This is a genomic window from Aquibium sp. A9E412 (assembly GCF_030398335.1).
Lineage (GTDB): Bacteria > Pseudomonadota > Alphaproteobacteria > Rhizobiales > Rhizobiaceae > A9E412.
On the sequence record NZ_JAOAOP010000001.1, the window covers coordinates 164976 to 186991 of the forward strand.

Genomic DNA, 22016 nt, shown 5'->3' on the forward strand with positions numbered 1-22016 from the left:
GCCGAGCGCAGCATGGAAGGTCTGAGCCGGGCCCAGCTCGACAAGGCCGAATCGAAGGACTTCGCGCTCGGCGGCAAGCCGATGCGGCCGCGCGACGCGGGCACGCTGATGCTGCTCGACCGGGCCGGCGACACCGTGCGCGTGCTGCTCGGCCGGCGCCACCGGCGGCACGCCTTCATGCCCGGCAAGTTCGTCTTTCCCGGCGGGCGCACCGACCCGGCCGACGCCCGCATCGCCATCGAGGCGGGCCTGCACCCGGCCGAGGAGCAACGGCTGATCGACACGGTGCGCCAGCGCACCGCCTCGCGGGCGCGCGCCATCGCCATGTCGGCCGTGCGCGAGACCTACGAGGAGGCCGGCCTGATGATCGGCCGGCGCGGCGCCTTCGACACGCAGAGCCCGCAATGGCGCGCCTTCGCCGAGCACGGCGTGCGCCCGGCGCTCGACCGGCTGCGCTTCGTCGCCCGCGCCATCACGCCGCCCGGCCGGGTGCGCCGCTTCGACACCCGCTTCCTCGCCGCCTGGCGCGACGACGTGGCGCTGGAGCTCGCCGAGGGCGGCCCGACGGACGAGCTCGAGGAGCTGGTCTGGCTGCCGCTCGCCGAGGCGATGCGGGCCGACATCCCGCTGATCACCAAGACGGTGCTCGGCGACCTGGAAAAGCGGCTCGCCGCCGATCCGGCGCTCGAGCCGGGCCGGCCGGTGCCCTTCTACCACATGCGACACAACAAGTTCCTGCGCGACGAGATCTGACGACGGGAGCGGCCGGTCATGGTGTCGATACCAGGCGCACATGGCGGAGGCTCCCACGGGCGGACGCGCTGGCTCGGCATCGCCGCGGCGATCGCGGCGATCAGCGTCGTCGGCATCGCGCTCGGCCTCAGCGTGCCGCTGCTTTCGGTCATCCTCGAGGGGCGCGGCCATTCGGCCAGCATGATCGGTCTCAACACGGCCGTCGCCGGCCTCGCCTCGATCGCCGCCGCGCCGCTCGCCACGCCGCTGGCGGTGCGCTTCGGCGTCGTGCCCACCATGGCCGGCATGCTGCTCGTCGCCGGCTTCTCGTTCCTCGGCTTCTACGTCGCCGAGGCCTTCGTGTGGTGGTTTCCGCTGCGCGCGCTGCTGCACCTGGCGCTGACGACGCTGTTCATCCTGTCGGAGTTCTGGATCAGCGCCTCGGCACCGGCGATGCGCCGCGGCTTCGTGCTCGGCGTCTATGCCACGGTGCTGTCGCTCGGCTTCGCCTTCGGCCCCTGGCTGTTCGCGCAGGTCGGCAGCGACGGCTTCCTGCCCTTCGGCCTCACCTTCGCGCTGGTGATGGTCGCCCTCGTGCCGGTGCTGGCCGGCTGGCGCGCCAGCCCCGACATGCGCGGCGAGGCGGGCAGCGGCGGGCGCTTTCTGTCCTATGTCTGGCTGGTGCCGTCGGCGACCGCCGCCGTGCTCGTGTTCGGCGCGGTGGAGACCGGCGGCTTCGCGCTGTTTCCCGTCTACGGCGTGCGCATCGGCTACACGGAAGCCGAGGCGGCGCTCTTGCTGAGCGCCATCGGCCTCGGCAACGTGCTGCTGCAGATCCCGCTCGGCCTCCTCAGCGACCGCATGGCCGACCGCCGCGTGCTGCTCGTCGCCTGCGCGGCGGTCGGGCTTGCCGGCATGGCCGTTCTGCCGGCGCTTCCCGGCCGCTGGATGGCGAGCGCGGCGGTGCTGTTCGTGTGGGGCGGCGTGGTCGCCGCGCTCTACACGGTCGGCCTGGCGCATCTCGGCTCGCGCCTGTCGGGCCGCGACCTCGCCTCGGCCAACGCCGCCTTCGTGTTCTGCTACGGCATCGGCATGCTGGTAGGGCCGCAGGCGATCGGCCTCGGCATGGATGCGCTCGGCCCGCACGGCTTCGCCGCGACGATGGCGGCCTTCTTCGCCTTCTACATCGTCGTCGCCGGTCGGCGGCTCAAGGCGCGGGCTTGACATTCGGGGCTTTGCCGTTATGTCTCGCGCGAGCTTTCTGCCGGCGCCGCGAAGCGGATCCTGCGCCGCAGCGCCCTGCAACACAATTCACGGACCAGAGCCATGGCCAAGGCCACGACCATCAAGATCAAGCTTCTGTCGACGGCCGACACCGGCTTCTTCTACGTCACCAAGAAGAACAGCCGCACGATGACCGAGAAGATGACCAAGCGCAAATACGACCCGGTGGCGCGCAAGCACGTCGAGTTCCGGGAAGCCAAGATCAAGTAGAGCGGCCGCCGGCCGGCGCGCCCGGCCCCCCCCCCTCGATCGCACATGGCGGCGCCGTCCCTTCGCGGGCGGCGCCGTTTTCGTGCGGCCGCAGGCCGCCGCGCGCGGACGGCCCGGTGCCGCACAGGTGCGCGGCAGGCTGCGACGAGCGAACGCGGCTTCGGGCCGGTGTGGAGAAAAAAATGGGGGCCGGTCGGCATCTGGCAGCGGTACGAGGAGGCCACTTAGCACCAGCGCCGACCGGCCGACCCCACGGACCCAGGAGATGCGGCGGACCTGAGCATCATGGGGTTTGCCGGAATTCGGGACCGATCAGACGCCTCGTACCGGTCCCGTTCCCCTTGACCGTGACACTCGCGCAAGAGCGTATGAAAATCAACAGTTTCTTAACCTTTCACCCTGATTCGCTCGAATCAGGGTAAACGGCGCGCGCCAAGGCCGCCGCGGGCATGGCGAAACGCCCCTGCCCGCACCGCTCACGCGGCGGCGGCGACGACCCGGTTGCGGCCGCCGTTCTTGGCCTCGTAGAGCGCGCTGTCGGCCCGCTTCATCAACGCCGCGACGGCATCGCCGGGCGGCGTCAGCGAGGCGACGCCGAGGCTGACGGTGACGGCGATCTCGCCGCCGCCGGGCAGCGGGAACGGCCGCTCGGCCACCGCGCCGCGCACCCGCTCGGCGACGATGCCGGCAAGGCCGGCCGGCGTCTCCGGCATGACGACGACGAACTCCTCGCCGCCGTAGCGGCACACGAGGTCGATGCCGCGGATGCGTGCGCGCAGCCGCGCGGCGAACTCGCGCAGCACCGCGTCGCCGGCGTCGTGGCCGTGCGTGTCGTTGATCGCCTTGAAGCGGTCGATGTCGGCGATCATCACCGACAGCGCCGTGCCGCGGTCGGCGGCGCGCGCCACCAGGGCCTTCAGGTGGGTGTCGAGATAGGCGCGGTTGTGCAGGCCGGTCAGCGGATCGGTGACGGCGAATTCCAGCGTCTGGCTGACGCTGGCGCGCAGCGCGTCGTTGTAGCGCTTGCGGCGGAACTGGCCGCGCAGCCGCACGACGAGCTCGTTGCCGTCGAGCGGACGCACCAGATAGTCGTTGATGCCGAGCTCGAGGCCGCGCAGGATGCGCCCCTCTTCGCCCTCGCCGACGATCAGCATGATCGGCACGAAGCGCGTGCGTTCGAGCGCACGGAGCTGCGAGACGACGCGCAGCGGATCGTGCTCCGACGGCCCGGTGGCGACCACAACGCAGTCGCAGCCCTTTTCCGCGGCGAAGAACAGCGCGGCCTGCGGATCGGCCACCACCTCGACGTCGCAGGCTGTGCCGACCAGCCGGCGGAAGCGGCGCGCCGCCGCCGCATCGGGCTCGACCAGCAGGGCCAGCGGCCGCCCGTCGGTCTCCTCGGCGCCGCGCAGCATGGCGGCGATGCCGATGTCGCGCGTCGTCGCCGCGCGCAGCCGCAGCTCGTCGGTCAGCGATTTCAGCCGCACCAGGTTCTTGACCCGCGTCATGAGCTGCAGGTCGTCGACCGGCTTGGTGAGGAAGTCGTCGGCGCCCGCCTGCAGCCCGCGCACCCGGTCGGAGGCCTGGTCGAGCGCGGTGACCATGACGACGGGAATGTGCGCGGTCGCCGGATCGGCCTTGAGCCGGCGGCAGACCTCGAAGCCGTCCATCTCCGGCATCATGACGTCGAGCAGCACGACGTCGACGGCGCCGTTCTCGCACTGCTCCAGCGCCTCGGCGCCGCCATGCGCCGTCAGCACCTCGAAATACTCCGCCCGCAGCCGCACCTCGAGCAGCTTCACGTTGGCGGGAATGTCATCGACGACGAGGATGCGTGCGGTCATGGCTGCCTTTCCTGCGGCCGTCAGGCGTCGCCCAGATAGGATTTGATCGTCTCGATGAACTTCGGCACCGAGATCGGCTTGGAGATGTAGGCCTCGCAGCCGCCCTGGCGGATGCGCTCCTCGTCGCCCTTCATGGCGAAGGCGGTGACGGCGATCACCGGGATCGAATGCAGGTCGTCGTCCTCCTTCAGCCACTTGGTGACCTCGAGGCCGGAGACCTCGGGAAGCTGGATGTCCATCAGGATGAGGTCGGGCCGGTTCTCGCGCGCCAGATCGAGCGCCTGCAGCCCGTTGCGCGTGCGCACGGTCTCGTAGCCGCTCGCCTCGATCAGGTCGCGGAAGAGCTTCATGTTGAGCTCGTTGTCCTCGACGATCATCACCTTCTTGGCCATCGGTCTCCCGTCCTCCCGCGCCGGTCGCCGCACCCGCGGTGCCTGCCGGACGAGGGGCTCATGCGCCTGTTGGTACACTGGTTTGCTTTAAGAATCGGAAACTACCGCCGACGAAACGGCGCGATCAAGCGCCGCGGCCCGCGACGCTTGCGCTCTGGCCCGGCCGCGCGCTTTGGGCTAGACAGGCCGCATGATCCGACAGCCGACATCCGCACCGCCGGCGGGCGACGCCGAACGCGAGGCCGCCGAGCGCCTGGCGATCGAGGCGCTGGGCTTCCTGGCGCGCGACGAGGAGCTGATGACGCGCTTTCTGGCCATGAGCGGCATCGAGGCGGCGGCGATCCGCCGGGCGGCGCGCGAGCCGGGCTTCCTGGCCGGCGTGCTGCAGTTCATCGCCGCGCACGAGCCGACGCTGCTACGCTTCTGCGAGGACACCGACACGCCGCCGCAGCGGGTGACGCGGGCGCTCGAGGCGCTGCCGCACGGCCGCCGCAACGACGAGAGCTGGTCGGCGTGAGCGACGATCCCGAGACGCGGCGCCAGATCGCGGCCCTTGCCGCCGACGACCGGCCGCTGCTGGTGCTCGACGTCGACGACGTGGTGCTGGAGTTCATCCGCCCCTTCCCGCGCTTCCTGGAATCGATGGGCTACCGGCTGAAGCTCGACAGCTTCCGCCTGCATGGCAACGTGGTCGCCGTCGACAGCGGCCGGCCGGCCGAGCCGGCCACGGTGACCGAGCTGATGGACGCCTTCTTCTCAAGCCAGGCCGACTGGCAGATGCCGACCGAGGGCGCGGCCGAGGCGCTCGCCGCCTTCGACGGGCCGGCCGAGATCGTCATGCTGACGGCGATGCCGCACCGCCACCACGCGGTGCGCCGCGGCCATCTCGAGGCGCTCGGCCTGTGCCACCCGCTGGTCACCACCGAGGCGGCCAAGGGCCCGGCGCTGAAGGCGCTGCGCGGCGCGCACCCGCGGCCCGTCGCCTTCGTCGACGACATCCCGCGCAACCTGATCTCGGCGCGCGAGACGGTGGCCGACGCGCATCTCTTCCACCTGATGGCCGACAACAGCCTGCGCGCCCTGCTGCCGCCCTTCGAGGCGGCCGGCATCACCACGGTGGAAAGCTGGCCCGAGGCGCAGCCCAAGATCGCCCGCGCGCTGGGGCTCTGAGGCCGCCGGGCCGCAGGCGGCGCGCGATTGCCGACAGCGCGTCAGCGGCCGAAGCAGGTGCCCCGCCGGCCGGGGCCCGGCCTCGACCGATCGCTGGAAACGGCCGGCGCGCCCGCGCGACGGCTTGCCGAAGCGGCCCGGCGGGCCGATACTGGCCGACCAGATGTTCGTGGAACGTTCGCACCCGTGACGGCGCCTGTCAACGACCCCGCAGCCGGCTTCTGCCGCGACTGCCTCGCACCGGCGGCCCCCGCCCTGCGGCGCTGCGCGGCCTGCGGCAGCCCGCGGCTGGTGCGCCACCCCGAGCTTGGCGGGCTGAGCCTGGCGCATATCGACTGCGACGCCTTCTATGCGGCAATCGAGAAGCGCGACGACCCGGCGCTGCGCGAGCGGCCGCTGATCATCGGCGGCGGCCGGCGCGGCGTCGTGTCGACGGCCTGCTACATCGCCCGCATCAACGGCGTGCGCTCGGCGATGCCGATGTTCAAGGCGCTGCAGGCCTGCCCCGAGGCGGTGGTCCTCAAGCCCGACATGGAGAAATACGCCCGCGTCGGCCGCGAGGTGCGCGACATGATGCGCGCCCTCACCCCGCTGGTCGAGCCGCTGTCGATCGACGAGGCGTTTCTCGACCTGGCCGGCACCGAGCGGCTGCACGGCGCCATGCCGGCGCTGGTGCTCGCCCGCTTCGCCCGCGCGGTCGAGCGCGAGATCGGCATCACCGTCTCGGTCGGCCTGTCCTACTGCAAGTTCCTCGCCAAGGTGGCCTCCGACATGGACAAGCCGCGCGGCTTCTCCGTCATCGGCCGGGCCGAGGCGCAGGGCTTCCTGGCCGACAAGCCGGTGACGCTGGTCTGGGGCGTCGGCAAGGCCTTCGCCGAGACGCTGGCGCGCGACGGGGTGACGCGCATCGGCCAGCTCCAGCGCATGGAGCGCGGCCAGCTGATCGCGCGCTACGGCACGATGGGCGACCGGCTCTACCGGCTGGCGCGCGGCGAGGACACGCGCGCCGTGGTCGCCGACCACGCCGCCAAGAGCGTGTCGTCGGAGACCACCTTCGACCGCGATCTCGCCGCGCTCGAGGACCTGGTGCCGGTGCTGCGCCGCCAGGCCGAGCGCGTCGCGGCACGCCTCAAGCGCGCCGGCCTGGCCGGCCGCACCGTCGTCCTGAAGCTCAAGACGGCCGACTTCCGCAGCCGCACGCGCAACCGCCGCCTCGCCGACCCGACGCGGCTGGCCGACCGCATCTTCGCCACCGGGCTGGAGATGCTGAAGCGCGAGGCGGACGGCACGCGCTTCCGGCTGCTCGGCATCGGCGTCGCCGAGCTGGCGCCGGGCGAGCGCGCCGACCCGCCCGACCTCGTCGACCCGCTGGCGCAGAAGCGCGCGGCGGCCGAAGGCGCCGTCGACGCGCTGCGCGAGAAGTTCGGCACGGCGGCGGTGGAGACCGGCTACACCTTCGGCAAGGGCCGTCCCGACCGCCCGCAGCGCGAGGGGTGAGGACGACCGCCGGCCGTACGGCTCGCCAGCCGGCCGTCCTGCCTCTACGGTGAGGCACCCTGGACCGTGCTCGACCTCGGGAGACCGACCATGACGAATCCGGCCGCATCGCAGTTCGAGACGCTCGCCGCGCTCTACGAGGACATGGCGCGCTGGCCGTTCCGCCGCGACATCGAGATTCCGAGCGTGATGGGCGTGCTGGGCGACCTGTCGGGCAAGGACGTGCTCGATTTCGGCTGCGGCACGGGCATGTATGCGCGCTGGATCAAGGATCGCGGCGCGCGCCGGGTCGTCGGCTTCGACCTGGCCGAGGGCATGCTGTCCTTCGCCCGCCGGCAGGCGGCCGCGCAGGGCTACGACATCCGTTTCGTCGACGCGCTCACCGACGATCTCGCGCGGCAGTTCGACGTCGTCGTGGCGGTCTACGTGCTGCCCTATGCCGGCAGCCGCGACGAGCTCGACGCCATGTGCGCCTCGATGGCGCGGCTGCTGCGCCCCGGCGGCCGGCTCGTTGCCCTGCCGATCCACCCCGACTACCACCCCGATCCCGATTTCTACCGGCCGCTCGGCCTGTCCTACGCGGCCGACGATCCGGCGACCGCGCCGCACAAGGACGGCGGCGTGATCCACGTGTCGCTGTCGCGGGGCGGGCAGAGCGCCGCCTTCGACGCCTGGTACTGGTCGCGCGGCTCGATCGAGGCGGCGATGCGGGCGGCCGGCCTCGGCCCCGTCACCTGGCATGCGCTGACGCAGGCCGAAGGCACGCAGCCCGACGTCGACCCGGCCTTCCTGCGCGCCTTCCTGGCCCGACCGCACGCCGTCGTCACCGAAGCCGTGCGCATGGCGGGTTAGCGCCGATCCGCGATTCCGCGACGAGCAGATCGGCTCCAGCTTCTTGTCTTGACGTCGAGCACCGCGTCGATCTGGTCGGCGACGCCATCGGGTTCGAGCGCGACGAGGGATCGCGCGCCCGCGGTGTCCCGCGCCACGACGGCGGTGATGGAGCTGCAACGCAACCCTGCGACCATCGCGGATCCTGCGTCCGGTCGGACGGGCGGACATGCCCGCCTTCAAAGAACAAGCTGGGTCTGAACCGACAGCGCGATCGCCCGCGCGGCTTCGTCCTCGATGGTCGTCTGCCACACCGAAACGCGCCTGCCCACCGACACCGGCAGCGCGGTCCCCACGAGACGTGTGCCGCTTGTCGCGCGTCCCAGGAAATTCGTCTTGCTCTCGATCGAGACCGTGCCGCCCGCCCCGTCCGGCAGGTTGAGATGGGCGCCGATCGCGGCGAGACAATCGGCAAAGGCCATCAGCGCTCCGCCATGGGCGCTGTCGCCGACGGTGCACAGCTCCGCCTTGACGGTGATCGTGCCGACCACCCGGTCCGGCGTCGCATCGGTCAGGTCGAGCCCGAGCAGCCGGGCGAACGGCATGGCATGGGCGAGTTCGGACATGGGGCACCTCCTATCCATGATCGTTTCTGCCATGGCGCCCGAACGAGGTGCTGGAATCAATAACCTCGCAGGTTATGATTACCGAGAAGCAATCGCGTCGCGATCGCGGGATCGGAGGCCAAGCCCCTTGCAGGCGTTCGGACCGACAGTGAAGGCCTGGCGGACACGGCGGCGGATGAGCCAGATGGCGCTGGCGCTCGCCGCCGACGTCTCGACGCGCCACGTCTCCTATCTCGAGACCGGAAAGGCGGCGCCGAGCCGCGACATGGTGCTGCGCCTTGCCGAGGCGCTGAACGTCCCGGCCCATGCCCGCAACGACTGGCTGACGGCGGCGGGCTTCGCGCCGATCTACCAAAGCCGGCCGCTCGACAGCGCGGAGCTTGCGCCCTTCATCGAGGCCGTCTCCCGCCTTCTCGAGCGCCACGATCCCTATCCGGGCTGGGCGCTCGATCCCGACTGGCGGATCGTGCTGTGCAACCGCGTCGGCGCGAGACTGCTGCGCCGGGTCGGCATCGCGCCGGGCGACAGCCTCGTCGCCGCCCTCGTCGACGACCCGACGCTGGGCGGCGCCCTTCTCAACTGGCGGGAGGCGACGCTGCCCCTGGCCCACCGGCTCGGCGCCGAGGCGAGACGGCGCGACGATGCCGAGACGGCAAGAGCGGCCGAAACGCTGGCGGCGCTCGGCGGTCAGAGCCCGCTTGCCACACCGGCGTCGGCCGCCGTCACCACAAGGCTCGGGATCGACGGGCGGGTGATCGAACTCGTGTCCATCCAGGCCGCCTTCAACACGGCGAACGACCTGACGCTGGCGGACCTGAGGGCGGAACTGTTCTTTCCCCTCGGCGCCGACAGCGAGCGCAACCTCGCCAAGGCGTTCCCGCTCTATAGCGTTTCCAGGCGAAGTGGAAACCGGTTCGCCGTTCGGAAGCGCGTGAAAACAATGAGTTAGAGCCGATCTGCGATTCCGTGAAACGCAGAACGGCTCTAGGCGGTAAAGCCCGATCAGGCCGCGCGCTTCCGCGCCTCGAAATGGTGGTTCTCGCCCTCGTCGACATGTTCGGCGATCAGGTCGAGACCCGCCGCGTCGAGGAGCCGGCCATATTCCGCCGCGCCCAGCGACGACGACCGCCGGCCGGTCAGCACATCGTCCCAGGCGCGGGCCTGGCGCGGCGCGGTGAACAGGAACCGCCCGCCCGGCTTCAGCGCGCCGGCGACCCGCCCGACCAGGGCGCGCTGGGCGTTCTCGGGCAGCAGGAACATGAGGCCGATCGCGACGGCGCCATCGAAGCGGCGGCCGAAGAACCGGCTGCGTTCGGCCGGCTCGCACGCCACCTCGACAGCGGGGAAGCGCCGGCGGAACGCCGCGACCAGCGCCGGCGAGGCATCGAGGGCGGAGACCGCCAGTCCGGCGTCGATCAGCGCGGCGGTGACCGGCTCGCCCGACCCGCAGCCGATATCGACGACCGTTCCTCCGGCCGGCAGCGACGCCGCCCATCGGCGGATGACCGCGCGCCCGGTCGTCGAGCCCGATCGCGCGGCCACGAACGCATCGGCGATCGCGTCATAGCCGTTGGACCTGTCTTCGATCATCGCGTGCTTCCGATGCCGGCAGCCGGCGCACTCGCCGTTCCTCGACGGTGCAATCGACGGGCAGCTCAATCGCCGGCTTGTCCATCGCGGCGACGCGGCTGCCCGAACCTGCGGGTCCGCCTTTCACGAAACCGCGCGGCCGCGCGCATTCGCGGCCTCGATGCGGTTCGCGGACGGCGCACCGGTTGCCGCTTGGCCTGCAAGCGGGCCCGGAGCCGGCCCGGCTCACACCAGCTCGACGTCGACCACGCCGGGCACGGCGCGCATGGCCGAGGCGATCTGCGGCGAGATGCGGTAGCGCTCGGGCAGCTCGATCTCGACCTCGCCGGCGCCGCCCTGCTTGATGACGACGAGGCTCACCTGGCCCTCGCCGCGCGTCGTCAGGTGGTTGCTCAGCGCCGCCACCGGGGCGGCGTCGCGCAGATAGACGCGCAGCGCGCGCTGCAGCCGGCTCGCCTCCTCCTCGAGCGACTGCACGGTCTGGATGCGCAGGTTGACGCCCTCCGGCCGGTCCTCCGCCGAGACGGTGACGACCAGCGAGCGGCCGGGCTCGAGCAGCTCGCGGTAGTGCGCCAGCGCCTCGGAGAACAGCACCGCCTCGTACTGGCCGCTGGTGTCGGAGAACTGCACCACGCCCATCTTGTTGCCGGTGCGCGTCTTGCGCTCCTGGCGCTGGGTCACGGTGCCGGCGAGCCGGCCGGCCGTGGCTCCCTGCTTTACGGCGGCCTGGAAGGCGGCCCAGCTCTGCACGCGCATCTTGTCGAGCGTGGCGGCGTACTCGTCGAGCGGATGGGCCGACAGGTAGCAGCCGACGGCCTGGAACTCGCGGTGCAGCTTCTCGGCCGGCAGCCACGGCTCGACGTCGGGCAGGCGCAGCGCCGGCTGGCTGGCGGCGGCGCCGAACATGTCGCCCTGGCCGATCGCGGCGTCCTCGTGGCTGCGCGCGGCGAGCCCCATCAGCCGCTCGACGCCGGCGAACAGCGCCGCGCGCTCGTGGCCGAAGCAGTCGAGCGCGCCGGCGGCGACCAGGCTTTCCAGCACCCGCTTGCCGACGATCTTGGGATCGATGCGGGCGCAGAAGTCCTCCAGGCTCGCGAACGGCTTCTCGCGGCGCTTGTCGACAATGTGCGCCACGGCCGCCTCGCCGACGCCCTTGATGGCGGCGAGCGAATAGTAGATGCGCCCCTCGCCGACCTCGAAGTCGCGGTGCGAGCTCATCACCGAGGGCAGCACGACCTCGATGCCAAGGCGCATGGCGTCGCGGCGGAAGTCGTTCAGCTTGTCGGTGTTGGCCATGTCGAGCGTCATCGAGGCGGCGAGGAACTCGACCGGATGATGCGCCTTGAGATAGGCCGTCTGGTAGGAGACCAGCGCGTAGGCGGCGGCGTGCGACTTGTTGAAGCCGTAGTCGGCGAACTTGGCCAGCAGGTCGAAGATGAAGTCGGCCTGCTGCTTCTTCAGCCCGCGCTCGACCGCGCCGTCGACGAAGCGCACGCGCTGCTTGTCCATCTCGGCGCGGATCTTCTTGCCCATGGCGCGGCGCAGCAGGTCGGCTTCGCCGAGCGAGTAGCCGGCCAGCTCCTGGGCGATCTGCATGACCTGCTCCTGGTAGACGATGACGCCCTGCGTCTCGGCCACCAGGTGGTCGATCTTGGGATGGATGGAGGCGACCTCTTCCTCGCGGTGCTTGCGCGCGTTGTAGGTCGGGATGTTCTCCATCGGGCCGGGGCGGTAGAGCGCCACCAGCGCGATGATGTCCTCGATGCGGTCGGGCCGCATGCCGATCAGCGCCTTGCGCATGCCGGCCGATTCCACCTGGAAGATGCCGACCGTCTCGCCGCGCGCCAGCATGGCGTAGGTGTCGGGATCGTCGAGCGGGATCTGCGACAGGTCGATGTCGATGCCCTTGCGGCGGATCAGCCGCACCGCCGTCTCCAGGACGGTCAGCGTCTTCAGGCCGAGGAAGTCGAACTTGACGAGGCCGGCGTCCTCCACCTTCTTCATGTTGAACTGGGTGACCGGCATGTCGGAGCGCGGGTCGCGGTACATCGGCACCAGCTCCGACAGCGGCCGGTCGCCGATGACGATGCCGGCGGCGTGCGTCGAGGCGTGCCGGTAGAGGCCCTCCAGCTTCTGCGCGATGTCGAGCAGCGTGCCGACGATCGGCTCGGCCTCGACGGCCTCGGCGAAACGCGGCTCGTCCTCGATCGCCTTGGACAGCGACACCGGGTTGGCCGGGTTCTGCGGCACCATCTTGCACAGCCGGTCGACCTGGCCGTAGGGCATCTGCAGCACGCGGCCGACGTCGCGCAGCACGGCGCGCGCCTGCAGCGTGCCGAAGGTGATGATCTGCGCCACCTGGTCGCGGCCGTACTTCTCCTGCACGTAGCGGATCACCTCGTCGCGGCGGTCCTGGCAGAAGTCGATGTCGAAGTCGGGCATCGACACGCGGTCGGGATTGAGGAAGCGCTCGAACAGCAGCGAGAAGCGCAGCGGGTCGACGTCGGTGATGGTCAGCGCATAGGCGACCAGCGAGCCGGCGCCCGAGCCGCGGCCCGGCCCGACGGGGATGTCGCGCGCCTTGGCCCACTTGATGAAGTCCGACACGATGAGGAAGTAGCCGGGATACTTCATCCGCTCGATGATCGACAGCTCGTGGTCGAGCCGGGCGCGGTAGTCCTCGGCGGTGAAGCCCTCGGCCGGCCCGTGCCGCGCGAGCCGGCTGGCCAGCCCGTCGCGCGCCTGGCGGCACAGCTCGGCCGCCTCCTCGGCGACGGCGGCCTCCGCGTCGTCGGTCTCGCCGGCGGCGAAGCGCGGCAGGATCGGCGCGCGGTTCTGCGGATAGTAGGAGCAGCGCCGGGCGATCTCGACGGTGTTCTCAAGCGCCTCCGGCAGGTCGGCGAACAGCGCCGCCATCTCCGCCTGGCTCTTCAGGTGGTTGTCGGGCGTCAGCCGGCGGCGGTCGTCGGAGGCGATCACCGCGCCCTCGGCGATGGCGATCAGCGCATCGTGCGCCTCGTGGTCGGCGCGCTTGAGGAAGAAGGCCTCGTTGGTGGCGACCAGCGGCAGGTCGTGGCGGTAGGCGAGCTCGACCGTGGCCGCCTCGACGCGGCGGTCGTAGCCGGCCAGCCGCTCGATCTCGACATAGAGCCGGTCGCCGTAGATCGCCCGCAGCGTCAGCAGGCGGCGCTCGGCCAGCTCGGGATGGTCGGCCTTGAGCGCGGCGCCGAGCGGGCCGCGCGGACCGCCGGTCAGGCAGATGATGCCGGCACCGGTCTCCGCCATCCATTCGGGCGTCACCTGCGGCGGGGTGCCGGGCGGATTGTCGAGATAGGCGCGGCTGACCAGCCGCACCAGATTGGCGTAGCCCTCCTCGGTGGCGGCGATGAGAACCAGCGGGTGGAGCGCCGGTCCGGCGCGGCGCGCATGGCGCCCGTTCGCCTCCTCGTCGCCGAACGCGACGTCGAGCTGGCAGCCGACGATCGGCTGCACGCCGTCCTTGGCCGCCTTCTGGGCGAACTCCAGCGCGCCGAACAGGTTGTTGGTGTCGGTGACGGCGATCGCCGGGGCGACGTCGGACACGGCATGGCCGATCACCTTGTCGAGCGGCAGCGCGCCCTCGAGCAGCGAATAGGCCGAATGAACCCTGAGATGGATGAAGCGCGGCGGCCCATCGGCGCGCGGCCGGGCCGCCTCGGCCTTGATCGGATCGGTCTTTCTGCCGCCTGCCACCGCTGTCGCTCGCTGCCGGAATCGGGAATGGGTCGCAGCCATTGTCGGCCGCCGCCGGCCGCCTGTCCACAGCGCCGGCGGGCCGTCAACAGGCGCGCGGCGCAGGCCGGCCGCGGATCAGGCGGCGGCACCGGCGAGCAGCCCGGCGACGGCGCCGGGCAGCGCCGGCGGCCGCTCGGCGATCGCCGCGGCGCCGGCCGTCTCGAGCTCGGCGCGGTCGCCGAAGCCCCACAGCACGCCGAGCGCGGCCAGCCCGTTCGCCCGCGCGCCGGCGACGTCATGCCGCCGGTCGCCGATCATCAGCGCCTCAGACGGCGCCAGCGCGTGGCGCGCGACGACGTCGGCGATCAACGCCGCCTTGTCGGCCAGCGCGCCGTCGGGGCGCGAACCGCAGACCCCCTCAAAATATTGCGCAAGATCGAAATGCTCAACGATGTCCGCCGCATAGCTCTCGAGCTTCGACGTACACACGAACAGCCTGAAGCCGGACGTCCGCAGCGTGTCGAGCGCTTCGGGAATGCCGTCGATCAGCCGGTTCTCGAACTTGCCGACGGCGGCGTAGCGCTCGCGGTAGAGCGCGACGGCGCGCGCCACGGCGGCCGCATCGTCGTCGAGCAGCGCGGCGAAGACGGCCTGCAGCGGCGGGCCGATGCACCAGCGCAGGCTTTCGGCCGGCGGCACCGGCCGGCCGAGGCCCTGCAGCGCATGGCCGATCGAGCGCGTGATGCCGACGAAGGGATCGGTCAGCGTGCCGTCGAGGTCGACGAGCAGCGCCGGCCGGCCGCTCACCCGTCGAACTCCATGATGACGGCGTCGACGGCCAGGCTGTCGCCCGGCTTGGCGTTGATCTTGGCGACGGTGAGATCGCGCTCGGCGCGCAGCACGTTCTCCATCTTCATCGCCTCGACGATCGCCAGGATCTCGCCGCTCTTGACCTCCTGGCCCTCGGCGACGGGAATGGTGACGACGAGGCCGGGCATCGGGCACAAGAGCATGCGCGAGGTGTCGGGCGGCGTGCGGATCGGCATCAGCCGGTCGAGCTCGGCGATGCGCGGCAGCATCACGCGCAGCGTCTCGGCCATGCCCTTCCAGGCGATCCTGACGCCGTTGAGCACCGGGCGGATCTGCGCGGCGACGGCGTGCGTGCCGACGACGCCCTCCCACACCGGCTCGCCCGGCCGCCACGACGAGGCGACGGCGAGCGCCGGACCGCCGTCGACGCGCACGACGAGGTCCATCGGCAGGCCGATGCCGCCGCTCTCGATGGTCACCGGCACGAAGGCGTCGCCGATGCGCACCACCCAGTCGCGCTGCAGCCGGCCGGGATGCGGCGCCAGCCGGCCGGGCAGCCGGTCAAGCCGGTCGCGCCGCAGCAGCTCGGTGACCAGCGCCACCGCGCAGAACACCGCGCGCTCGTCGGCATCGGGCGCCGGCGGCGCGAAGCCGTCGGGATACTCCTCGGCGATGAAGCCGGTCGACAGCCGGCCCTCGCGCCAGCGCGGATGGCGCATCAGCGCGGCGAGGAAGGGAATGTTGTGCTCGATGCCGTCGACCACGAAGCGGTCGAGCGCGTCGGACATCGCGTCGATGGCGGCCAGCCGGTCGGGCGCCCAGGTGCACAGCTTGGCGAGCATCGGGTCGTAGAACATCGAGATCTCGAGGCCCTCGGCCACGCCGGTGTCGTTGCGCACCACGACGTCGCCGAAGCGGCCCTCCTGCGGCGGCCGGTAGCGCGCCAGGCGGCCGATCGAGGGCAGGAAGTTGCGCGTCGGGTCCTCGGCGTAGAGCCGGCTCTCGATCGCCCAGCCGTCGAGCCGCACCGCGTCCTGCGCGATCGCCAGCCGCTCGCCGGCGGCAATGCGGATCATCTGCTCGACGAGGTCGATGCCGGTGACGAGCTCGGTCACCGGGTGCTCGACCTGCAGGCGGGTGTTCATCTCCAGGAAGTAGAAGTTGCGGTCCTTGTCGACGATGAACTCGACGGTGCCGGCGCTCTGGTAGTCGACGGCTTTGGCGAGCGCGACCGCCTGCGCGCCCATCGCCGCCCGCGTCTCGGCGTCGAGGAAAGGCGACGGCGCCTCCTCCACCACCTTCTGGTTGCGGCGCTGGATCGAGCACTCGCGCTCGCCGAGATGGATGCAGTGGCCGTGCGCGTCGGCCAGCACCTGGATCTCGATGTGGCGCGGCTCGACGACGAACTTCTCGATGAACACGCGGTCGTCGCCGAACGAGCTGCGCGCCTCGGAGCGGGCGCGCTCGAAGCCGTCGCGCAGCTCGCCGTCGGACCAGGCGATGCGCATGCCCTTGCCGCCGCCGCCGGCCGAGGCCTTGATCATCACCGGATAGCCGATCTCCGCGGCGATCGTCTCGGCGTGGCCGGTGTCCTCGATGACGCCGAGGAAGCCCGGCACCGTGCTGACCTTCGCATCGCTGGCGAACTTCTTCGATTCGATCTTGTCGCCCATGGCGCGGATCGCCTTGGGCTTGGGGCCGATGAAGACGATGCCCTCGGCCTCGAGCGCCTCGCAGAAGGCGGCGCGCTCGGACAGGAAGCCGTAGCCGGGATGCACCGCCTCGGCGCCGGTCTGCTGGCAGGCGGCGATGATCCTGTCGGCGACCAGATAGCTCTCGGCAGCCGGTGCGGGGCCGATATGGACCGACTCGTCGGCCATGTCGACATGCACGGCATCGCGGTCGGCGTCGGAATAGACGGCGACGGTGGCGATGCCCATGCGGCGCGCCGTCTTGATGATACGGCAGGCGATCTCGCCGCGGTTGGCAATCAGGATCTTCTTGAACATGCTCGGCCCTGCTCCCCCGGAATATGCGGCCCTTTTATAGGCATCGCGCGCGTTTCCCAAGCGGCACGGTGGTCGCGGCCGCCCGCACCGGCGCGGAACGGGCCGCTCACACCTTGGGCACGGGCCGCGGCCGCTCGCGCCGCCGGCTCTCGCGCCAGAAGGTGTAGAGGCCCGAGCCGACGATGATGGCGATGCCCAGCCATTTGGACGCGCTCGGGAAATCGCCGAACACGAGGAGCCCGACGAGCGTGGCGGAGATGATCTCGATGTACTGGAAAGGCGCCAGCAGCGAGGCCTCGGCATGGCGGAAGGCCTGCACCACGAACAGGTGACCGAAGGTGGCGAGCACGCCGAGCAGCAGCAGCAGGCTCCAGGCGGCGGCGTCCGGCGGCAGGCCCGGCATCAGGTCGTCGATGCCGAAGACGAGCCCGACGCCGAGCGCGGCGCCGGTCAGCGCCGTGCCGCCGATGCCGGCGGCATACTGCATGACGAGCGGCGAATCGTGCAGCGTCAGGCGCCGGTTCAACAGCATGTAGGTGGCGAAGAACGTCGCCGTGCCGAGCGGCAGCAGCGCGGCCAGGCCGAACAGCGCGAAGCTCGGCTGGATGACGATCAGCGCGCCGACGAAGCCGACGCCCACCGCGCTCCAGCGGCGCCAGCCGACCGGCTCGCGCAGGAAGACGGCCGACAGCACGGTGAGAATCATCGGCTCGACGAAGAAGATCGCCATCGCATCGGCGAGCGGCATGTACTTGACCGCGGTGAAGAAGCACAGGCTGGCGCCGCCGAGCAGCACGCCGCGGATCAGGTTGGGCCACAGCCGCGCCGGGCGCAGCCGCGCAAAACCGCCGGTGCCGGCGACCAGAAGCGCGGAAAACAGCATCTGCAGCGCGAAGCGCAGGAACGTCACCTGGCCCGGCGCCATGCTCGAGGCGGTGGCGAGCCACTTGGCGATGGCGTCCATGAGCGGCAGCAGCATCATGGCGAAGGCCATGATGGCCATGCCGCGGGCGTGGTTGGCCTGGTGCGTCATGGGCGGCGACACTGGGCCGCCGGCCGGCAGGCTGCAAGCACCCTGCCCGCGCCAAGCGCTGGGCCAGCGCGACCGATCGTCCGCGGCCGCGCATCCCGGTTGACGGCGCGGCCGGCCGTCTGGTCAGATCGCGCCTTTGCGTCTGGCGGGAAAGGATCGGCGGGATGAAGACACGGGCTGCGGTGGCGACGGCGGCGGGCAAGCCGCTCGAGATCATGGAGGTCGACCTGGAGGGCCCGCGCGCCGGCGAGGTGCTGGTCGAGGTCAAGGCGACCGGCATCTGCCACACCGACGAGTTCACGCTGTCGGGGGCCGACCCGGAGGGCCTGTTTCCCGCCATCCTCGGGCACGAGGGCGCCGGCGTGGTGGTCGACGTCGGGCCCGGCGTGGAAAGCCTGAAGAAGGGCGACCACGTCATCCCGCTCTACACGCCCGAATGCCGGCAGTGCCCGTCGTGCCTGTCGCGCAAGACCAATCTGTGCACCGCGATCCGCGCCACCCAGGGCCAGGGCGTGATGCCCGACGGCACCAGCCGCTTCTCGGTCGGCGGCGAGCGGCTGTTCCACTACATGGGCTGCTCGACCTTCGCCAACCACACGGTGCTGCCGGAGATCGCGCTCGCCAAGGTCCATCCGGAGGCGCCCTTCGACAAGATCTGCTACATCGGCTGCGGCGTGACGACCGGCATCGGCGCCGTCATCAACACCGCCAAGGTGGAGCCCGGCGCGACGGCGGTGGTGTTCGGCCTCGGCGGCATCGGCCTCAACGTCATCCAGGGGCTGCGGCTGGTGGGCGCCGACATGATCATCGGCGTCGACCTCAACAACGCCAAGAAGGAATGGGGCGAGCGCTTCGGCATGACCCATTTCGTCAATCCGAAGGAGCTCGGCTCCGACCTGGTGCCGCACCTCGTCGACATGACCAAGCGCGGCGCCGACACGATCGGCGGCGCCGACTACACCTTCGACTGCACCGGCAACGTCCAGGTCATGCGCCAGGCGCTGGAGTGTGCCCATCGTGGCTGGGGCGAATCGATCATCATCGGCGTGGCCGGCGCCGGCCAGGAGATCGCGACGCGGCCCTTCCAGCTCGTCACCGGCCGGGTGTGGAAGGGCACCGCCTTCGGCGGCGCGCGCGGCCGCACCGACGTGCCGAAGATCGTCGACTGGTACATGGACGGCAAGATCGCCATCGACCCGATGATCACCCACACGCTGACGCTCGACGAGATCAACAAGGGCTTCGACCTCATGCATGCGGGCGAATCGATCCGCAGCGTCGTCGTCTACTGACCGGCGTGGCCGGCCCCACCGTCTATGTCGACGCCGACGCCTGCCCGGTGAAGGCGGAGGTGCTGCGCGTGGCCGAGCGGCACGGCGTGCCGGTCGTCTTCGTCTCCAATGGCGGCCTGCGCCCGTCGCGCGATCCGATGGTGCGCCACGTGGTGGTGAGCAAGGGCGCCGACGCGGCCGACGACTGGATCGCCGAGCACGCGGCGGCCGGCGACGTGGTGGTGACGGCCGACATCCCGCTGGCGTCGCGGGCGCTGGAACGCGGCGCCCAGGCGCTCGGCCCGACCGGCAAGCCGTTCACCGAAAGCTCGATCGGCGGCGCGCTGGCGATGCGCGACCTCAAGCAGCATCTGCGCGAGACCGGCGCCATCGCCGGTCACAATCCGGCCTTCACGACGCGCGACCGCTCGGCCTTTCTCGGCGCGCTCGACCAGGCGCTGCGGCGGGCGGCGCGGCAGGCCGCGGAGGCCGGACCGCGCGACGGCCCGGCCCGACACAGCGCCTGATGCAGTAGGCTAAGAATCGCCTTCAACCTTCTGCAATTGAAGAACTTTCTCAAGATTTGGCCGGACCATGCCGGGCGTCCGCAGGCGGCCAAACTTGCGCTCGCAGGCCGCTTCCTGCATGCTTCCGGCAACCACACACCGCGTGGACGCGATCGGAACCGGATGCGTTTTCCAGCCAGGCGACGTCGCTTGGCGTCGCGCCGATGCGAAAGACGATCAGATAGAGTGGGCAGGTGAACGGTCATCGGCGCATGCCGCTCTGAACCAATTCGGGAGATGCCAGTGGCGTCGGACACCAGCAACATCTATTCGGAAGCACAGGACATGGACACGATCGGCGGCCGTCTTTCACGGGCGCGCGATGCGGCCGGCCTCAGCGTCGCGCAGCTCGCCCGCCGGCTCGGCGTCAAGAGCGCCACCATCCAGGCATGGGAGAGCGACCGCTCGCAGCCGCGCGCCAACCGGCTGGCGATGCTGGCCGGCGTGCTCAACGTCAGCCTGTCGTGGATCCTCTACGGCGTCGGCACGGCCCCGGTTGAGGACAACCGCTCCGACCTGGTGCGCTCGCTGTCGACCCAGCTCGACCGGCTGCGCCGGCTGCAGCAGGAGACCGACCAGGTGATCGGGCAGATCGAGAACGACCTCAACCGCTTCGCCGCCAACGGCTGAGCGCCGCCCGACGCGGCGACTGCGCGCGGCGCGTGACATCGCCGCCGCGATCCGATAGCGTTGGATTCGTCGAGGGCCGCGAGGCCCTGCCGGTCTGCGGGAGAGAGTCGCCACGTGCGACCGCCGAAGGGGAAATCGCCCGAAATCTCTCAGGCAAAAGAACCGCAGACGGGTCAAGACACTCTGGAAAGTCGGGGCTTTGGCCCCGCGCCGAAGGTGTAAGCGTCGCCGACAGGGTTCCGGTGGCGCGAGTCTCTCAGGCTTCCGACAGAGGGGCATCGACGGGCTGCCGCAACGGCGGCTCGCGTGTGCCTTTGGAGGACCGATGCCGGAGACGGAACCGACACGACACTTGCCGCTCGAAGACTTGCACGAGGCCGCCGGCGCCCGCTTCGGCCCGTTCGCCGGCTGGCGCATGCCGATCAGCTATCCGCCGGGCGTCATGCGCGAGCACCAGCACACCCGCGCCGAGGCCGGGCTGTTCGACATCAGCCACATGCAGCTCGTCGAGATCGCCGGGCCGGACGCCGCCGCGCTGCTGTCGGCCGCCTGCCCGCTCGATCCGGCAGCACTCGGCCAGGGCCGCAGCAAGTACACGCTGCTGCTCAACGAGGACGCCGGCATCATCGACGACCTGATCGTCACGCGGCTGTCGCCCGAGCGCTTCATGGTGGTGGCCAACGCCGGCAACGCGGACGGCGACGTCGCCCACCTGACGGCGCTGGCGGCCGGCCGCGACGTTTCGGTCGCGCCGCTCGAGCGCGTCTTCCTGGCGCTGCAGGGGCCGGCCGCCGAGGCGGTGCTGACCGCGGCGGGGCACGACCTGTCCGCCCTCACCTTCATGACCGCGGTCGAGCCGAAGGCCGACTGGTTCGTCAGCCGCTCCGGCTACACCGGCGAGGACGGCTTCGAGCTGGCGCTGCCGGCTGCGGCCGCGCGCGAGGTGGCGGCCGCGCTGCTCGCCGACGCGCGCACCATGTGGGTCGGGCTGGCGGCGCGCGACAGCCTGCGGCTGGAGGCCGGGCTGTGCCTGCACGGCCAGGACATCGACGAGACGACCGATCCGGTGGCCGCGCGGCTGATGTGGGCGATTCCCAAGCCGCTGCGCGAGGGCGGCGCCTACACCGGGGCGGCCGCGCTGGCGCGCATCCGCGCCGCCGGACCGGCCGAGCGCCGCGTCGGGCTGAAACCCGAGGGCCGCCAGCCGGTGCGCGCCGGGGCTGCCCTGTTCGACGCCGAGGGCCGGCCGGCCGGCCGCGTCACCTCCGGCGGCTTCGGCCCGACCGTCGGCCACCCGGTGGCCATGGGCTACGTGTCGGCCGCGCTCGCCGAGCCGGGCACGGCACTTTCGGCCGAGGTGCGCGGCAACCGCGTGCCCGTCGCCGTCCACCCGCTTCCCTTCACGCCGCATCGCTACCACAAAGGATAGTCCTCCATGGCGACCACCTACTTCACCGAAGATCACGAATGGATCCGCGTCGAGGACGGCGTGGCGACGGTCGGCATCACCGACTACGCCCAGGAGCAGCTCGGCGACCTGGTCTTCGTCGAGCTGCCGGAGGCCGGCAAGACGCTCGCCAAGGGCGACACGGCGGTCGTCGTCGAATCGGTCAAGGCCGCTTCCGACGTCTACGCGCCGGCCGACGGCGAGGTCACCGTCGTCAACGAGGCGCTTGCCGGCGACCCGTCGCTGGTCAACTCGTCGCCGGCCGGCGACGGCTGGCTGTGGAAGATGTCGCTCGCCGACGCCAGCCAGCTCGACGGCCTGATGGACGAGGCCGCCTACAAGGCGCACGTCAGCTAGGAG

At 71.3% G+C, this 22016-nt stretch carries 22 protein-coding genes and 1 riboswitch; of the genes, 13 read left to right on the forward strand and 9 right to left on the reverse strand.

Going from position 1 to position 22016, the window contains the following annotated elements; translation table 11 throughout:
* Positions 1-12 precede the first annotated feature (12 nt).
* From N1F89_RS00785 to rpmG, 3 genes are all read left to right on the forward strand, one after another.
* Entirely contained in the window at positions 13-753 is a 741-nt protein-coding gene (locus N1F89_RS00785) for an NUDIX domain-containing protein (protein WP_290080698.1), read from the forward strand.
* An 18-nt stretch (positions 754-771) separates the two neighbouring features.
* Positions 772-1956, forward strand: a complete 1185-nt coding sequence (locus tag N1F89_RS00790; RefSeq protein WP_290080539.1) for an MFS transporter — start codon at positions 772-774, stop codon at positions 1954-1956.
* A 102-nt stretch (positions 1957-2058) separates the two neighbouring features.
* The gene (rpmG, locus tag N1F89_RS00795) at positions 2059-2226 is read left to right on the forward strand and encodes a 50S ribosomal protein L33 (protein ID WP_261514167.1); all 168 of its coding nucleotides are present in this window, start codon (positions 2059-2061) and stop codon (positions 2224-2226) included.
* A 476-nt stretch (positions 2227-2702) separates the two neighbouring features.
* On the opposite strand, the gene N1F89_RS00800 is transcribed toward rpmG, so the two are convergent.
* Both N1F89_RS00800 and N1F89_RS00805 read right to left on the reverse strand, forming a co-directional pair.
* Positions 2703-4070, reverse strand: coding sequence for a PleD family two-component system response regulator (locus N1F89_RS00800; RefSeq protein ID WP_290080543.1), 1368 nt, complete (start codon positions 4068-4070; stop codon positions 2703-2705).
* 20 nt (positions 4071-4090) lie between these two features.
* Positions 4091-4462, reverse strand: coding sequence for a response regulator (locus N1F89_RS00805; RefSeq protein WP_290080544.1), 372 nt, complete (start codon positions 4460-4462; stop codon positions 4091-4093).
* Positions 4463-4652: 190 nt separating this feature from the next.
* Between N1F89_RS00805 and N1F89_RS00810 the strand changes: the two genes are divergently transcribed.
* The 4 genes from N1F89_RS00810 (at position 4653) to N1F89_RS00825 (ending at position 7981) form a co-directional block, all read left to right on the forward strand.
* On the forward strand, positions 4653-4979 hold the full coding sequence (locus N1F89_RS00810; protein ID WP_290080546.1) for a DUF3572 domain-containing protein: 327 nt from the start codon (positions 4653-4655) through the stop codon (positions 4977-4979).
* Positions 4976-5632, forward strand: coding sequence for a hypothetical protein (locus N1F89_RS00815; protein WP_290080548.1), 657 nt, complete (start codon positions 4976-4978; stop codon positions 5630-5632). The genes N1F89_RS00810 and N1F89_RS00815 overlap by 4 nt, the downstream gene beginning before the upstream one ends.
* Before the next feature lie 186 nt (positions 5633-5818).
* Positions 5819-7129 carry a DNA polymerase IV gene (locus N1F89_RS00820; protein WP_290080550.1) on the forward strand — a complete coding sequence of 437 codons (1311 nt, stop codon included), beginning with the start codon at positions 5819-5821 and terminating at the stop codon, positions 7127-7129.
* A gap of 90 nt (positions 7130-7219) precedes the next feature.
* Positions 7220-7981, forward strand: a complete 762-nt coding sequence (locus tag N1F89_RS00825; RefSeq protein ID WP_290080553.1) for a class I SAM-dependent methyltransferase — start codon at positions 7220-7222, stop codon at positions 7979-7981.
* On the opposite strand, the gene N1F89_RS00830 is transcribed toward N1F89_RS00825, so the two are convergent.
* Complete coding sequence (locus N1F89_RS00830) at positions 7978-8157, reverse strand: hypothetical protein (RefSeq protein WP_290080556.1); 180 nt, start codon at positions 8155-8157, stop codon at positions 7978-7980. The genes N1F89_RS00825 and N1F89_RS00830 overlap by 4 nt on opposite strands.
* A gap of 42 nt (positions 8158-8199) precedes the next feature.
* Positions 8200-8586, reverse strand: coding sequence for a PaaI family thioesterase (locus N1F89_RS00835; protein WP_290080557.1), 387 nt, complete (start codon positions 8584-8586; stop codon positions 8200-8202).
* A 31-nt stretch (positions 8587-8617) separates the two neighbouring features.
* Between N1F89_RS00835 and N1F89_RS00840 the strand changes: the two genes are divergently transcribed.
* On the forward strand, positions 8618-9535 hold the full coding sequence (locus N1F89_RS00840) for a helix-turn-helix domain-containing protein (protein WP_290080701.1): 918 nt from the start codon (positions 8618-8620) through the stop codon (positions 9533-9535).
* Between the two features lie 53 nt (positions 9536-9588).
* On the opposite strand, the gene N1F89_RS00845 is transcribed toward N1F89_RS00840, so the two are convergent.
* The 5 genes from N1F89_RS00845 to N1F89_RS00865 form a co-directional block, all read right to left on the reverse strand.
* Positions 9589-10245: a class I SAM-dependent methyltransferase gene (locus N1F89_RS00845; RefSeq protein WP_290080560.1), complete on the reverse strand. Its 657-nt coding sequence runs from the start codon at positions 10243-10245 to the stop codon at positions 9589-9591.
* 156 nt (positions 10246-10401) lie between these two features.
* A complete protein-coding gene (gene dnaE, locus N1F89_RS00850) occupies positions 10402-13881 on the reverse strand; it encodes a DNA polymerase III subunit alpha (RefSeq protein ID WP_290080703.1) in 3480 nt (1159 codons plus the stop codon).
* A gap of 144 nt (positions 13882-14025) precedes the next feature.
* On the reverse strand, positions 14026-14697 hold the full coding sequence (locus tag N1F89_RS00855; RefSeq protein WP_290080562.1) for an HAD hydrolase-like protein: 672 nt from the start codon (positions 14695-14697) through the stop codon (positions 14026-14028).
* Positions 14694-16709, reverse strand: a complete 2016-nt coding sequence (locus tag N1F89_RS00860; RefSeq protein WP_290080564.1) for an acetyl/propionyl/methylcrotonyl-CoA carboxylase subunit alpha — start codon at positions 16707-16709, stop codon at positions 14694-14696. Before N1F89_RS00860 ends, N1F89_RS00855 begins: the two co-directional genes overlap by 4 nt.
* 106 nt (positions 16710-16815) lie before the next feature.
* Positions 16816-17742 carry a DMT family transporter gene (locus N1F89_RS00865; protein ID WP_290080566.1) on the reverse strand — a complete coding sequence of 309 codons (927 nt, stop codon included), beginning with the start codon at positions 17740-17742 and terminating at the stop codon, positions 16816-16818.
* A 164-nt stretch (positions 17743-17906) separates the two neighbouring features.
* Between N1F89_RS00865 and N1F89_RS00870 the strand changes: the two genes are divergently transcribed.
* The 5 genes from N1F89_RS00870 (at position 17907) to gcvH (ending at position 22013) form a co-directional block, all read left to right on the forward strand.
* Positions 17907-19034, forward strand: coding sequence for an S-(hydroxymethyl)glutathione dehydrogenase/class III alcohol dehydrogenase (locus tag N1F89_RS00870; protein WP_290080567.1), 1128 nt, complete (start codon positions 17907-17909; stop codon positions 19032-19034).
* Positions 19035-19039: 5 nt separating this feature from the next.
* Entirely contained in the window at positions 19040-19540 is a 501-nt protein-coding gene (locus N1F89_RS00875) for a YaiI/YqxD family protein (protein WP_290080569.1), read from the forward strand.
* A 324-nt stretch (positions 19541-19864) separates the two neighbouring features.
* Positions 19865-20209, forward strand: coding sequence for a helix-turn-helix transcriptional regulator (locus N1F89_RS00880; protein ID WP_290080704.1), 345 nt, complete (start codon positions 19865-19867; stop codon positions 20207-20209).
* An 87-nt stretch (positions 20210-20296) separates the two neighbouring features.
* A riboswitch (glycine riboswitch) is annotated at positions 20297-20384 on the forward strand.
* Positions 20385-20534: 150 nt separating this feature from the next.
* The gene (gcvT, locus tag N1F89_RS00885; RefSeq protein ID WP_290080570.1) at positions 20535-21638 is read left to right on the forward strand and encodes a glycine cleavage system aminomethyltransferase GcvT; all 1104 of its coding nucleotides are present in this window, start codon (positions 20535-20537) and stop codon (positions 21636-21638) included.
* A 6-nt stretch (positions 21639-21644) separates the two neighbouring features.
* Complete coding sequence (gene gcvH, locus N1F89_RS00890; protein WP_290080572.1) at positions 21645-22013, forward strand: glycine cleavage system protein GcvH; 369 nt, start codon at positions 21645-21647, stop codon at positions 22011-22013.
* Positions 22014-22016: the final 3 nt, after the last annotated feature.